At 72.2% G+C, this 14,403-nt stretch carries 13 protein-coding genes; 1 reads left to right on the forward strand and 12 read right to left on the reverse strand.

Annotation, left to right across the window (positions count from 1 at the left end; genetic code table 11):
• From J3P30_RS14285 to J3P30_RS14335, 11 genes are all read right to left on the reverse strand, one after another.
• Positions 1-1,068, reverse strand: a complete 1,068-nt coding sequence (locus J3P30_RS14285; RefSeq protein WP_210481668.1) for a glycosyltransferase — start codon at positions 1,066-1,068, stop codon at positions 1-3.
• A complete protein-coding gene (gene ftsW, locus J3P30_RS14290; protein ID WP_210481669.1) occupies positions 1,065-2,318 on the reverse strand; it encodes a putative lipid II flippase FtsW in 1,254 nt (417 codons plus the stop codon). The genes J3P30_RS14285 and ftsW overlap by 4 nt, the downstream gene beginning before the upstream one ends.
• On the reverse strand, positions 2,290-3,804 hold the full coding sequence (gene murD, locus J3P30_RS14295; protein ID WP_210481670.1) for a UDP-N-acetylmuramoyl-L-alanine--D-glutamate ligase: 1,515 nt from the start codon (positions 3,802-3,804) through the stop codon (positions 2,290-2,292). Before murD ends, ftsW begins: the two co-directional genes overlap by 29 nt.
• Positions 3,801-4,898, reverse strand: a complete 1,098-nt coding sequence (gene mraY, locus J3P30_RS14300) for a phospho-N-acetylmuramoyl-pentapeptide-transferase (protein WP_210481671.1) — start codon at positions 4,896-4,898, stop codon at positions 3,801-3,803. The genes murD and mraY overlap by 4 nt, the downstream gene beginning before the upstream one ends.
• A complete protein-coding gene (gene murF, locus J3P30_RS14305) occupies positions 4,883-6,295 on the reverse strand; it encodes a UDP-N-acetylmuramoyl-tripeptide--D-alanyl-D-alanine ligase (RefSeq protein WP_210481672.1) in 1,413 nt (470 codons plus the stop codon). Before murF ends, mraY begins: the two co-directional genes overlap by 16 nt.
• Positions 6,292-7,770 (reverse strand): Mur ligase family protein, encoded by a 1,479-nt coding sequence (locus J3P30_RS14310; RefSeq protein ID WP_307807520.1) that lies wholly within the window; start codon positions 7,768-7,770, stop codon positions 6,292-6,294. Before J3P30_RS14310 ends, murF begins: the two co-directional genes overlap by 4 nt.
• Before the next feature lie 79 nt (positions 7,771-7,849).
• Positions 7,850-9,604: a penicillin-binding protein 2 gene (locus tag J3P30_RS14315; protein WP_210481673.1), complete on the reverse strand. Its 1,755-nt coding sequence runs from the start codon at positions 9,602-9,604 to the stop codon at positions 7,850-7,852.
• A gap of 19 nt (positions 9,605-9,623) precedes the next feature.
• A complete protein-coding gene (locus J3P30_RS14320) occupies positions 9,624-10,235 on the reverse strand; it encodes a hypothetical protein (RefSeq protein WP_210481674.1) in 612 nt (203 codons plus the stop codon).
• A complete protein-coding gene (gene rsmH / locus J3P30_RS14325) occupies positions 10,232-11,230 on the reverse strand; it encodes a 16S rRNA (cytosine(1402)-N(4))-methyltransferase RsmH (RefSeq protein WP_210481675.1) in 999 nt (332 codons plus the stop codon). Before rsmH ends, J3P30_RS14320 begins: the two co-directional genes overlap by 4 nt.
• A 125-nt stretch (positions 11,231-11,355) precedes the next feature.
• Positions 11,356-11,787, reverse strand: coding sequence for a division/cell wall cluster transcriptional repressor MraZ (mraZ, locus tag J3P30_RS14330; RefSeq protein WP_210481676.1), 432 nt, complete (start codon positions 11,785-11,787; stop codon positions 11,356-11,358).
• Between the two features lie 476 nt (positions 11,788-12,263).
• On the reverse strand, positions 12,264-12,641 hold the full coding sequence (locus J3P30_RS14335; protein WP_210481677.1) for a DUF3040 domain-containing protein: 378 nt from the start codon (positions 12,639-12,641) through the stop codon (positions 12,264-12,266).
• Between the two features lie 123 nt (positions 12,642-12,764).
• Between J3P30_RS14335 and J3P30_RS14340 the strand changes: the two genes are divergently transcribed.
• Entirely contained in the window at positions 12,765-13,820 is a 1,056-nt protein-coding gene (locus J3P30_RS14340) for a polyprenyl synthetase family protein (RefSeq protein WP_246852784.1), read from the forward strand.
• Positions 13,821-13,878: 58 nt separating this feature from the next.
• Here J3P30_RS14340 and J3P30_RS14345 read toward each other — a convergent pair whose 3' ends face one another.
• A complete protein-coding gene (locus J3P30_RS14345) occupies positions 13,879-14,244 on the reverse strand; it encodes an Rv2175c family DNA-binding protein (protein ID WP_210482024.1) in 366 nt (121 codons plus the stop codon).
• Positions 14,245-14,403: the final 159 nt, after the last annotated feature.

Genomic DNA, 14,403 nt, shown 5'->3' on the forward strand with positions numbered 1-14,403 from the left:
CTACCGCGTTGCGAGGAGCAGGTCCACCATCCGGTCGGCCCCGTCGCGCACACCGGTGCGGGCGGCCGCGGCGGCCATCGCCTGCCGGCGTTCGGGGTCGCGGAGCAGCGGCAGCACGGTGGACTGGACGAATGCCGGCTGGAACTCCGCGTCGTCGACGAGGATGCCGCCGCCGGCGTCCACGAGGCCCCGCGCGTTGAAGCGCTGCTCGCCGTTGCCCACCGGGTACGGAACGTAGACGGCCGGGATCCCGAGGGCCGCGAGCTCGCTCACCGTGGCGGCTCCCGCCCGGGAGACCGCGAAGTCCGCGGCCGCGAGGGCGAGGTCCATCCGGTCGCAGTACTCCAGCATCCGGTACCCAGGCAGCTTCGGGTCCTCGACCTCGGACCGGCCGCCCACGATGTGCAGGATGGACCAGCCCGCCTCGAGGATCGCCGGAGCGGCGGCGTGCACGGTGCCGTTGATCCGCCGCGCACCGAGCGAGCCCCCTGTCACGAGCAGCACCGGACGGTCGGGGTCGAGGCCGAAGAGCTCGAGGGCCTGGGGGCGCGACGCCTGCCGGTCGAGCGTCTCGATCTCGCGGCGCAGCGGCATCCCGACCACGGTGGCATGCGGCAGGGGCGTGCCGGCGAAGGCGACGCCGACCGCTTCCGTGAGCCGCGCGCCGAGGCGGTTCGCCATCCCGGGCTTCGCGTTCGCCTCGTGCAGCGCGAGGTCGACGCGGGCGCGGCGCGCGGCGAGGTAGGCGGGAGCGGCCGCGTAGCCGCCGAAGCCGACGACGCCGTCGATGCCGCGCTCCCGGAGAGTCTCGGCGATGCCGCTCACCGTGCGCGCGAAGGCGGGCCCGAAGGACAGCGCGGCGCGATTCGGCCGACGCGGGAACGGCAGCCGCGGGATGGTGATGAGCTCGTAGCCGCGCGCGGGGACCAGGCGCGCCTCGAGGCCCTCGGCCGTGCCGAGCACGGCGACGGAGTCCTCGGGCCGGCGGCGCCGGATGGCGTCGGCGACGGCGAGCAGAGGGTTCACGTGACCGGCGGTGCCTCCGCCGGCGAGCAGCCAGGAGGTCACGCGACCACGTTCCGTCCGGGACGGCGCGAGGGCCGGACGGGCGGCGGCGCGTCGTCGAGCGACGGCGACGTGGACGCGCGCGCGACCGACAGCACGACGCCGATCGCGACCAGTGTCGTGATGAGCGAGGAGCCGCCGGACGAGATGAGCGGGAGCGGGACCCCGAGGACCGGCAGGACGCCGAGGATCACGGCGATGTTCACGAAGGCCTGGACGAGCACCCACACCATGATGGCGCTCGTCACGGTTCGCGAGAACCGGTCGGGGGCCGTGTTGAGGATCCGGATGAACGCGAAGCCGAGCACGACGAACAGCAGGAGCACGACGACGGCGCCGAGGAGGCCGAGCTCCTCGCCGATGACGGCGAAGATGAAGTCGTTGTCCGCCTCCGGCAGCCAGGACCACTTCGCCTTCGAGTTGCCGAGCCCGACGCCGAACACGCCCCCGGCGGCGAGGGCCCACGTGCCGTGCTTGATCTGCCAGCAGGTGTCGAGGTAGTCGGTCTCGCATCCGCTCAGCCACGCGTTGATGCGGTCCACGCGCGACGCGCTCATGCGCGACACGAGGATCCCCGCCACCGCGGCGACGGCGCCGGCGAGTGCCAGGTAGCGCAGCCGCACGCCGGCGAAGAACAGGGCGCCGAAGACGATGGACGCCATCACGATGACGGTCCCGAGGTCGCGGCCGACCAGGACGAGCCCGATCAGCACCGTCGCGACCGGCACGACGAGCCCGAACAGGCGCTTGCCGTCGTCGAGCAGGTGGTGGCGCGTGGACACCACCTGGCCCAGCCAGAGGACGAGCGCGAGCTTGGCGAGCTCCGACGGCTGGATGTTGACGAAGCCGAGGTCGAGCCAGTTGCGGTTGCCGCCGTACCCGTAGCCGAGCGGAGTGAAGACGAGCAGCTGCAGCACCACGGCGGCGAAGAGCACCGGCACCGTGATCCGCTGCCAGAAGCGCAGCGGGGCGCGCGACAGGATCAGCATGACCGGCAGTCCGATCACCGCCCAGCCGCCCTGCGTGAGGAAGGCGGAGAAGGGGTTCCGGTCGTCGACGAACGACTCGATCGAGGACGACGAGAGCACCATCACGAGGCCGAAGGCGACGAGGAACACCGTGGTCCCGAGCAGAAGGAAGTAGCTGCCGGACTCGGCCGAGAACGCCCGGCCGAGCCGGATCCGGGCGGCCATGCCGGCGGACGGGCTCCCCGGTGCGGCGGGCTCAGCCGGCGGGAGGGTGGTCCTCGTCATCGTCGCCGCCTCCCAGCAGGTCTCGGACCGCCGCCGCGAACGAGCGGCCGCGGTGGGCGTAGTCGTCGAACTGGTCCATCGACGCCGCAGCCGGGGCCAGGAGCACCACGTCGCCGGGGTGGGCGGCCGCGGCGGCGAGGCGCGCGGCCACCGTCATGACCTCTTCAGTCTTCCGCTCCTCGACGGGGTGGACGGGCACCCCCGGGGCGTGTCGCGCGAACGCGTCGAGGACGGGGGCGCGGTCGGCGCCGATGACGATGGCGGCGCGCAGCCGGTCCACGCGGCGCTCGATGAGCCCGCCGATGTCGACGCCCTTCAGCAGGCCGCCGACGATCCAGACCACCGAGGGGAAGGCGCCGAGGGAGGCGTCGGCGGCATGCGGGTTGGTCGCCTTGGAGTCGTCGACCCAGCGGACGCCGTCCGCCTCGGCCACGACCTCGATCCGATGCGGGTCGAGCCGGAAGGACCGGAGGGCGTCGCGGATGACGGCGGGCGGAACGTCGAGGGAGCGGGCGAGCGCCGCGGCGGCCAGGACGTTCGCGACGACGTGCGGTGCGGACAGGCCCGCCGCGTGGAGCTCCTCGACGGTCGTGAGCTCGAGCGCGCTCGTGCGGCGCTCCTCGAGGAACGCGCGGTCGCAGAGGATGCCGTCGACGATCCCGAGGTCGCTCGGGCCGGGGACGCCGAGGCCGAAGCCGATGGCCCGGGCGCCCTCGACGACGTCGGCCTCGCGCACGAGCTCCTCGGTCACCGGGTCGTCGAGGTTGTAGACGCAGGCGACCTTGGTGCGCTCGTAGACGCGCCCCTTCGCGGTCCGGTACGCGGCGGCTGAGCCGTGCCAGTCGAGGTGGTCGTCCGCGATGTTGAGGCACGCGCTCGCCCACGGCGACACGAGCTCCATCCAGTGCAGCTGGTAGCTGGAGAGCTCCACCACCAGCACGTCGAACCCGGTGGGGTCGCGGACGGCGTCGAGGACAGGCGTGCCGATGTTCCCGCAGGCCATCGCACGCCGCCCGTCGGCCTGGAGCATGGCGGTGACGAGGCGGGTCGTGGTCGTCTTGCCGTTCGTCCCGGTGATCGTCACCCACTCGGCCGGGGTGCCGGTCTTGTCCCGGACCCGCCAGGCGAGGTCGATGTCGCCCCAGATCGGGATGCCGGACTGCGCGGCCGCGGCGAGCAGCGGGTGATCCGGGTGGTACCCCGGAGACACCACGACGAAGTCGGGCGCGAACTCGGCGAGGGCCCGGGTCTGGGCGGCCGGGTCGCCGCCCTCGACGAGGCGGCCGCCGAGGACGTCCAGCAGCTCCGCCTTGTCGGCCGGGGCCCGGTCGGCGACCACCAGCACCGAGACGCCGAGCTCGATCAGGGTGTCCGCTGCCGCGAAGCCGGTGACCCCGAGCCCGAGCACGAGTGCCTTGCGGCCCCGCCAGTCGGCGTGCCAGCTCGTGAGACCGTCGAGCCCCTTCCCCGTGATCGCGTCCGTCATCGGGACAGCCACTCGAGGTAGAAGGCGCCGACCCCGGCCGCCACGAGGAGCCCGCCGATGATCCAGAACCGGACCACCACGGTGACCTCCGCCCACCCCTTCAGCTCGAAGTGGTGGTGCAGCGGGCTCATGAGGAAGATCCGCTTGCCATGCGTGATCTTGAAGTAGGCGCGCTGCAGGATCACCGAGCCGGCCACGATGACGAACAGGCCGCCGATGAGGACCAGCAGCAGCTCGGTGCGGCTGAGCACGCCGAGCGCCGCGAGGGCGCCGCCGATCGCGAGCGAGCCGGTGTCTCCGAGGAAGATCTGCGCCGGCGAGGTGTTGTACCAGAGGAACCCGACGAGGGCGCCGACGATCGCCGTGGCGACGATGGCGAGGTCCAGCGGATCGCGCACGTAGTACGCCTTGTACGCCACGTCGGGATCGAGGCCCACGGCGAACGCGTACTGGTTGTTCTGCCAGAACCCGATGATGATGTACGCCCCGATCGCGAAGATCGAGGACCCGGTGGCGAGACCGTCCAGCCCGTCCGCGACGTTCACGCCGTTCGAGGTGCTCGCGACGATGAGCGAGACCCAGACGACGTAGACGATGATCCCGCCGATCGCGCCGAACAGGAGCACGAAGTCGAATCGGGTGTCGCGGAACAGCGACACCGCGGTGGTCGCGGGCGTCAGGCCGTGGTTGTTCGGGAACTGGAGGGCGAGCAGCGCGAACGCCACCGAGACGATGACCTGGCCGAGGATCTTCGCCCAGCCGCCGAGACCGAGGCTGCGCTGGTTCCGGGTCTTGAGGTAGTCGTCCAGGAAGCCGACCGCGCCGAGCCCCACGAACATGAACAGCACCAGCAGGGCGCTGATCTGGATCGGCTCGCCGGCGGAGAGGATCCCGACGAAGTAGCCGATCAGGGTCGCCGCGATGACGACGAGACCGCCCATGGTCGGGGTGCCGCGCTTCGCATGGTGGGTGACGGGACCGTCGTCCCGGATGAACTGTCCCCACTGCAGGCGCCGGAAGAGCCGGATGAAGAGAGGGGTCAGGAACAGCGAGAAGGCGAGGGAGACCGCCCCCGCAGTCAGAAGCGCCTGCACGAGACCAATTCTCCCAGCCGGTCGCCCAGGAACCGGAGCCGCGCCGAGTTCGACGACTTCACGAGCACCGTGTCCCCCGGTCGGAGCAGTCCGGCGACGAGCTCCTCGGCGCCGTCGAGGTCGTCCACGTAGACGCTCTCGCCGTCCCACGAGCCCTCAAGACCCGCCGCGAGGTGGATGCGGCGGGCGCCCGGGCCCACGACGACGAGCTGACCGATGTTGAGCCGGACGGCCAGGCGCCCGATCCGGTCGTGCTCCTCGTCCGCGAACTCCCCCAGCTCGCTCATCTGCCCGAGGACGGCGACCGTGCGCCCCGGGGCGATCTGGGCGAGCGTCTTGAGGGCGGCGGCCATCGAGTCGGGGCTCGCGTTGTAGGCGTCGTTGATGACCGTCACGTCCTGACCGGGCAGGACCTCCATGCGCCACCGCTCGGCGCGCGTGACGCTCTCGAGTCCCGCGACGATGTCCCCGGCCGGGACGCCGAGCGCGGAGCTCGCGGCCGCCGCGGCCAGCGCGTTCATCACGTGGTGCTCGCCGATGACCGCGAACCGCACGGGCTGCGGCTCCTCCCCCGGGAGATGGAGCGTGAAGCTCGTGCCGGTCGCCTCGACCCGCACGTCCGCCGCTCGCACGTCGCCGCCGGCGAGGCCGAACCAGAGCACCCGCGCCCGGGTGAGCTCGGCCATCCCCGCCACGCGAAAGTCGTCCGCGTTGAGGACGGCGACGTCCTCGGGCAGGAGGTCGCGCACCATCTCCGACTTCGCCTCGACGGTGCGCTCGATCCCGCCGAACTCGCCGGCGTGCGCGAGGCCGACCTTGAGCACGATCCCCACGTCCGGATGCGCCATGCGCACGAGCCGGGCGATCTCCCCGTGCCCGCTCGCGCCCATCTCGGCGACGAGGAACTCCGTGGTCTCGGTGACCCGCAGCATGGTGTGCGGCCCGCCGACCGCGTTGTTGAAGGACTCGCGAGCGGCGACCGTCTCGCCGCGCCGTCCGAGGATGGCGGCGAGGAGGTTCTTCGTCGTCGTCTTCCCGTTCGATCCGGTCACCGCGACGATCTTGAGCCGGCCGCGGGCCTTCACCCGGCGCACGACCTCCGTCGCCAGCGCGCCGAGGGCGACCACGGAGTCCTCGACGAGGATCTGCGGCACCGGCAGATCGAGGATCCGCTCGACGATCAGCAGGGCGGCACCCCGCTCCACGGCGGAGGGCGCGAACAGGTGGCCGTCGGTCGCGTCCCCCGGCTTCGCGACGAAGATGCCGCCGGGCACGATCTCGCGGGAGTCCGTCTCGACGGCTCCGCTCACGATCGTCTCGCCGGAGGCGCCGGGCGCGCCCGCGTGCAGCTGTCCCGAGACCGCGGAGGCGATCTCGGCGAGCGAGAGCGCGATCACGAGGCGACGCTCCAGCCGGCTTCCTGGAGGGCGAGCCGGGCGTCGTCCCGGGCGGTGTAGGCGTGTTTCACGTCGGAGGTCTCCTGGTGGTGCTGGTGTTCGGGCCCCGCGCGGAGCACGGAGTCGCCGGGTTCGGCGAGGGAGATCGCGAGCCGCAGCGCCTGCCGCGGGTCCGGGATCTCGTGCAGCAGGACGGTGCCCGCTGCTCCTCGGGCCGCCTCTTCGGCGGCGGAAGGCCGGGGGAAACCCGGCGGGAAGTCGGTGAGGACGACGACGTCGGCCTCCTCGGCGGCGGCTTCGGCGAGGGCGGCCGGATCGGGGGCCTCCGCCAGGGGGACGACCGCGAGAAGCCGCCCCGGGGTGGCCGCGCGCAGGGCCCGGAGGGTGGTGCGCAGCGCCCCTGCGCTGGCCGCGGCGTCGAGGTAGACGGCCGGCGACCCCTCCCCTGACACGCGCTCGGCTCGTCCCGGGACCGTGACCGGGATCCCGCCGTCCTGCTGGATCGCGTGCCCGATGGCCTCGAGCTCGAAGCCCGACTCCACGAGCATCACGATCGCGAGGGCGGCGTTCGTCGCCATGAAGCGGCCGACGAGCGGCACCCGGGCGGAGATGGACGTGCCCCCGGGGCCCACCAGGGTGAAGTCGCTGCCGAGCTGATCCTCGGCGTCCACCGTGACGGTCCAGTCGGCGACACCGGGGGTGGTGGCGACGCTGGCGACCGGGATGCGCGACTCGTCGGCCACCCGCCTGCCCCAGTCGCCGTCCACGTCCACGACCCCGCGCCGGGCGCGATCCGGGTCGAAGAGGTTCTGCTTGGCCGCGAGGTAGGCCTCCATGTCGGGGTAGTCCGAGAGCTGGTCGGCGGCGAGGTTCGTGAAGCCCACCACGTCGAACTCGAGCCCGGCGACCCGTCCGTCCGTGAGCGCCTGCGCCGACACCTCGATGGCCGCCGCCCGCACTCCGTTCTCCCGCATCCGCGCGAGGAGGGCGTGCAGCTGCGCGGCGTCCGGCTCGCCCTGACCCGCGGGCGATGCGTCGTCGCCGGCCCTGTGCTCCGCGGTGGAGCTGAACCCCGTGGGGACGCCGAGCTGGCCGAGGAGCGCGTCCAGGAGGTGCACGACGCTCGTCTTGCCGGTCGTCCCGGTGACGGCGAACAGCAGGGGCGGATGCTCGGTGGTCCGGTACACCCAGGCGGCGACGTCGCCGACGGCCTCCCGAGGCGCCGCGGTGACGAGCACAGGCAGGTCGTCGCCGGCCCGCTCCGCTCCCGCCGGATCCGTCAGGAGCGCGACCGCGCCGCGCTCTCGCAGCTCGGCGGTCGACACAGCGGCGCGGGGCCCGGCCACGTCGACGAAGAGGTCGCCCGCCTCGATGTCGCCCGGATCCGCGGCGACCCCGGTGACCTCGACGTCGTCGAACGCCCCGCGGGTCTCGAGCGCGAAGTCCTCGGCGAGCCGTGCCAGCGAGCGCGGCACGGGATGCTCAGGGCGGAGCGACGAGGACAGGTTGCGGTCCCTTCGTTCTGTGCGCCCCGCAGGGCCCCCGCAGTGCGGGTCAGTAGTTCGTCGCCAGGTCGGGCGAGCTCGTCCCCGACGGCACGACCGCGTACTGCTTGAGCACCTGCGTCATGATCTCGCGGAACACCGGCGCTGCGGCCCCCGACGTGTTCATCTTAACCGGGTCGGCGAGGGTCACCGAGACGACGTACTTCGGGTCGTCGGCGGGGGCCAGTCCGGCGAGCGAGACGATGTAGGTCGACGCGTAGCCGCCGGAGCCGTCCGCGTGCTGGGCCGTGCCGGTCTTGGTGGCGAGCCGGTAGCCCGGGATCTCGATCTGGCTGGCGAGCCAGCCCTTGCCTGCGACGTTCTCGAGCATGTCGACGGTCTGGCGCGCAGCCTGCTCCGAGATGACGCGCGTGCCCTCGGTCGGCGGGGCGTCGGTGATCGTCCCGTCGGGAGCGCGGCAGCCCTGGACGAGCGACACGGGCATCCGGACGCCCTCGTTGCCGATCGCCTGGTAGGCGCTCGCCATCTGCACCGCGGTCACCGTGAGGCCCTGCCCGAACATGGTCGTGAGGTTGGTCTGCGCATCCCAGGAGTCGGGCCCGCCGTTGAGGTCGCCGCCCTCCTCGCCGCCGAAGCCGACCTCGGTGCGCGCGCCGAACCCGAACCGCTGCATGTACTCGTACCGCTGCTGGCGGGTCATGAGCAGGCCGAGCTGGGCGAGACCGGTGTTGCTGGACTCCTTGAGGACGCCGGTCAGCGTGAGGTTCCAGGTCTCGTGCCGGGTGCTGTCGTTGACGTCGGCACCCTCGGGCGTCGTGAACCGGTAGGGCGCCACGACCTCGCTGTTCGGCGTGGCGAGGCCGGCGTCCAGGAGGGACGCCGCGGTGAGCGTCTTGAACGTCGAGCCCGGCTCGAAGGGCGCGGTGAACGCGCGGGACCCGAGGGACGACACGTCGACGTCGGCGGTGGCCGACACGTTGTTGGGATCGACCGTCGGATAGTCGGCGACCGCGAGGAGCCGGCCGGTCTCGACCTCCTGCACCACGACGGTGCCCCACGCCGCCTCCCACCGCTGGGCGTACGTGGCGAGCGTCTGCTGGGTGAACCACTGGAGGTCGCTGTCGATGGTGAGGACGATGTCGTCGCCGTTCACGGCCTCCTGCGTGACGATCGTGCTGCCGGGGATGCGCACGCCGTCCGCGCTGCGCTCGTAGACCTCGCTGCCGTCCTCGCCGGCGAGGCACTCGTCCTCCGAGAGCTCAATCCCGGCCTGTGCCTGGTTCTCGGAGCCGACGAAGCCGACGAGGTTGCCAGCCACCGCGCCGTTCGGGTACACCCGGGCCGGCTTCGCCTGGTAGTAGACCCACGGGATCTCGAGGTCCCGGATCTGCTCGAAGGCCGCCGCGTCGACGGCCTTCGACAGGTACGCGAAGTCCGAGTCGGGGTCCTTCTCGACGGCGCTCTGGATCGCCGCCACGAGCTCCTCCGGCTTCTGGCCGGTGATGGGCGCGATCTGCTCGGCCGCCTGCTGCGGCGTGACCTCCGACTTGACCGCGGTGCGCGGCGACGCCGTGATGTCGTAGCGGAGGACGCTCTGCGCGAGGAGCACGCCGGTCGAGTCGTAGATGTCGCCGCGGACGCCCATGATCGTCTGCGGGATCGACCGCTTGTCCTCGGCCTCGGCGTTCAGCGAGTCCGCGTGGACGACCTGGATGTCGATGAGGCGGACGAGGAACACCGCGAGGACGGCGAGGAGGGCGAGGGCGCTTGCCGCGATGCGGCGGCGGGAGCGTCGTCTCGTCACGAAGATCCTCTCGTTCCGCCTAGCGCGTGGTGGGCGCCGCCAGCAACGGTAGCTCCGCGGGCGCGGTCGTCCCGGCAGCCTGCTCCGGCGTTGCGGGAGCCGGCGCGCCGAGCTGGCCCGGGAGCGCCTGCGCGCCCTCGGCGCCCGCGGCGGGAACCGTGACGAGGGGCACACCGGTCAGCAGGTCGTTCGCGACCTGCGAGCCGGAGGCGGCGAGCACGCCCGCACCCGCGGCGGGCGCCGGCGTGCCGATCACCGCGCCGTCCGACATCCGCAGCCACACCGGGTTCGTGTTCTGCACCATGCCGAGCGCCTCCGCATTGGCGGCGAGGTTCTGCGGGGAGGACAGCCGGCCGAGGTCCTCGGTGAGCTGCTGGACGGCACGGGCCTGCTCCTTGCGCTCGGTCTGCAGAGCGTCGATCGTGTACGCGCCGTCCGACAGGGCGATGCTCAGCAGGAGCTGCGACAGCATGAGGGCGCCGAGACCCCCGACGACGACGCCCGCGTAGAGGACGCGCGGGCGGGCGCGCCGGCCCGCTGCGGGCGGGACGAGCTCGATGTGCGGCGCCGGCTCGAGCGACGGGCCGGCCGGCGTGGCCGGACGGCGGAGTGCAGCGGTGGCGAGGCTCATGGTGTTCCTTGTCGGGTGTCTCGGGTGGCGGTGCTCCGCCCGGAGGCGGAGGCTCGGAGCCGCTCGGCCGCGCGCAGGCGTACGGGTGTCGCGCGAGGATTTGCGGCGATCTCCTCCTCGGTCGCGCGGCCGGCGCCGCGGACGAGGAGGCGGAACTCGGGACGGTGCTCCGGCAGCTCGACGGGCAGGCCGGCCGGGGCGGTGGACGTCGAGCGGCGGGCGAACTCCCGCTTGACGAGCCGGTCCTCGAGGGACTGGTAGGCGAGCACGACGATGCGCCCGCCGACGACGAGGGAGTCGAGGGCGGCGGGGAGGGCGCGCTCGAGTGCGGCGAGCTCCCCGTTCACCTCGATCCGCAGGGCCTGGAACACGCGCTTCGCCGGATGACCGGCGCGCTGGACCGCGGCCGGAGTGGCCGCGGTGATGAGGGCGACGAGCTCGCTCGACCGGCGCAGGGGCGCCGACTCGCGGGCCTCGACGATGCGCTTCGCGTACCGCGGGGCGAGCTTCTCCTCGCCGTACTCGTAGAAGATGCGGCGGAGCTCCGCCTCGGAGTACTCGGCGAGGACCTTCTCCGCCGTCAGCGGCGACGTGGCGTCCATCCGCATGTCGAGCGGCGCGTCCTTCGAGTAGGAGAACCCGCGCTCCTCGCGGTCGAGCTGGAGGGAGGAGACGCCGAGGTCGAGGAGGATCGCGTCGACGCCGCCCGGCGCGTGCTCGTCGGCGATCTCGCCGATCCGGTCGTAGACGGAGTGGACGAGGACGGCGCGGTCGCCGAAGCGGGCGAGGCGGCGGCCCGCGATGCCGAGGGCGTCCTGGTCGCGGTCGATGCCGATCAGGCGAAGGCCGGGAAAGCGCTCGAGCAGGGCCTCCGAGTGGCCGCCCATGCCGAGCGTGCCGTCGATCGCGACGGCGCCCTCCTTGTCGAGGGCAGGTGCGAGAAGCTCGATGCTGCGCTCCAGCAGCACCGGCTGGTGGATGGCGTTCTCTTCCATGATGTGCCGGTTCCGGCCCGCCGCCCGATCCCCATCCGTCCGAGTCGACCTGGCACCGGGGAAGTGTGCCAGGGAGACAAGACGGCTGGGAGTCGCACGGCGGGCTGAGCCGCGATGCTCGCGGCTTAGAAGAGTCCCGGGATCACCTCCTCCGCGGTGTTCGCGAAGTCGTCCTCGTTCTCGGACACGTAGGCGTTCCATGCCTCGGCATCCCAGATCTCGGCACGGCTGCCCGCCCCGATCACCACCAGGTCGCGGTCGAGACCGGCCCAGCCGCGCAGGGTCGACGGGATCGTCACCCGGTGCTGCTTGTCCGGCGTCTCCGCGTGCGCGCCCGAGAGCAGGAGACGCACGTAGTCGCGCGCCTGCTTGCTCGTGACGGGAGCCTGCCGGATGCGGCCTACCACCTCCTCGAACTCGCGATTGCTGAAGACGTAGATGCAGCGCTCCTGGCCCCGGGTCAGCACGACGCCGCCCGCGAGCTCGTCCCAGAACTTGGCCGGGAGGATGATCCGCCCCTTCTCGTCGAGCTTGGGCGTGTAGGTGCCGAGGAACACGGCATTGCCACCACCCTTCCCGTCCGATCCAGTTCCCTCCACTTTACTCCACTCCCCTCCCCTCACCAATCCCCGAACGGGGGTGGAGGACCCTTCACGGCGAGTTGCCAGGTGCTCCTCGCCGCGGAAATACGCGGAAGTCACGGCGGGGAGAGAGGTGGAGGGGAAGACGCCGCGGAGGGCGTCGAGTGACGGCGATCGGCCGGCTTCGGCGGGTGCCGGAGGCCCTGCTGCCGCCGCTCAGGGGCACGGTGCGCGCGGCGGGGAGGGAAGTGGAGGTCGCCGGGGAGGAAAGTGGAGCGCGGGGAGGGCCGTGGAGGGAGGAGGGGCGACCGATCTCGGGAACAGCGGAAGGATGGGAGCGCGGACGGATCCGAGCGCACGGCGAGGCACCGAGCGCCTTCCCCCACCCCACTTCCCGCGGGCACGAAAAAAGCCGACCCGAAGGTCGGCTTCTTCGTTCCCTGGAGGGAGGTCTAGCGGCCCATGCCGTCCTGGCGGCGGTCCCAGCGGGCGTTCATGCGATCCATGAACGAGGAGCGGGAGCCGCGGCCGGCGCTGGTCGGGCTGGAGGGCGAGGGCATGGAGGAGCTGCGGCGGGGCGAGCCGACGGCGAGGAGGACCCCCGCGAACATCAGCACGAAGCCGCCGACACCGATCAGCGGCTGGCGTAGGACCACGCCAGACACCAGTACGGCGACACCGAGCACTGCGACGAGGACACCGGCCACGAGGGCCGTGTAGTTGAGCCGGCCTCTGCTCCCGCCGACGGTCGCGACGAAGTCGGCGTCGTTCTGATAGAGGCTGCGTTCCATCTCGTCGAGGAGGCGCTGTTCTTGCTCCGAGAGCGGCATTTCCTTCTCCTCACCTCGGCTCGTTGTTCGGGCCGGGCCCGTGGTAGGGCAAATGATAACCGTACGCCGGTAGCTAGGCTAGGCGATGTGACACAGGGGGCTCGTCTGGTCGATCTCGTCCAAATGAGGCTCGATCGGCTGGTTGATGAGCGTGCCTCCATTCTCGCGACCATCGCGGAGGAGGCGGCCCCGTTCGCGGAGTTCTCGCGGCAATTTCTCAGAGGCGGGAAGCGCTTCCGCGCCCTCTTCTGCTGGGAGGGGTGGCGCGCCGTCACCGCGGACCCGAGAGCCGCGTCCCTGGGGGCCGTCGAGGGGGTCGTCGCGGTCGCCGGAGCCCTCGAGCTGTTCCACGCCGCGGCCCTCGTGCACGACGACATCATCGACCGATCGGACACCCGCCGGGGCGGCCCATCCGCTCACCGGCGCTTCGAGAAGCTGCACTCCGAGAGGGGCTACGCCGGCGACCCCGCCTCCTTCGGCCAGGCGGGAGCGGTGCTGCTCGGGGACATGCTGCAGAGCTGGAGCGACGACCTCCTGACCGAGGGACTGCGGGGGGTCGACGAGGCGTCGGCCCGATCCGCGCGAACCGAGTTCGAGCGGATGCGGCTCGATGTGACCGCCGGACAGTACCTGGACCTCGTCGAGGAGCGCGCCTGGCGGGTGGTCCCCGAGGACGACGCCCTGCTCCGCGCCCAGCGGGTCATCCTCTACAAGTCCGCGAAGTACTCGGTCGAGGCCCCGATCGTCATCGGCGCCCGGATGGGCGGCGCCGGGGACGACGAGATCGCGGCCCTGCGCGACTTCGGCGTCCCGCTCGGCGTCGCCTTCCAGCTGCGGGACGATCTCCTCGGGGTCTTCGGCGACCCGGCCGTGACCGGGAAGCCCGCCGGGGACGACCTCGCCGAGGGCAAGCGGACCGTGCTCATCGCGATCGCCCGCTCGCTCATGCCGTCGGGATCGCGTCGACTGCTCGACGAGCTCCTCGGCGACCCGGACCTCTCCCCCGACCAGGTCGCGCTCCTGCAGCGCACCATCCGCGAGAGCGGGGCCGTCGACCGCGTCGAGGAGATGATCGAGGACAACGCGTCCCGCGCACGCGCCGCGCTCGCCGCCGCTCCGGTGGCGTACCGGGAGGGGCTGGCCGCGCTCGTCGGCCCCCTCACTCAGCGCACGAGCTGACGCGCGCCGAGACGCGCGCGGACGCGACGGAGAGCGTCCGCGGCAGGTGGGGAGGAGCTCAGAAGGCGAGGGCCTGCGCGACCCGGCGGACCTCGGCCTTGCGGCCGGCGCGAAGAGCGTCGATGGGCCGCGCCCCGAGCACCTCGTCGGTGCCGAGCAGCCACTCGACGGCCTCCTCGTCGGTATAGCCGTTGTCGCCGAGGAGGATGAGCGTCCCGCGCAGGTCATGAAGGGGATGGCTCCCCTCGATGAACTCGGCGGGGACCTTCAGGACGCCGTCCACGCGGATCGCGACCAGGTAGCGATCCTCGAGGAGACGGCGGACCTTCCCCAGGGGCAACCCGAACCGCTCGGCCAGGTCGGGGATCGTCAGCCACTCGTTCACGTCGGGCGCAGCCACGCACCTAGGATGCCACCCCGGCATCCCCGCGCGCACGACCCTCCTCCCGGCGTGCCGTCCTCCCTGCTCCCGCCACCCGTCCCCTCTATTGGGGGGAATTGGCGTCGCGAGTACGAGCTTTTCGCTCGCCTTTTGTTTGCGTCGGATAAATCGGTTTCACATTGATAACTCTGATTGACTCCG

Source organism: Naasia sp. SYSU D00948 (assembly GCF_017916515.1).
Classification (GTDB): Bacteria; Actinomycetota; Actinomycetes; order Actinomycetales; family Microbacteriaceae; genus Naasia.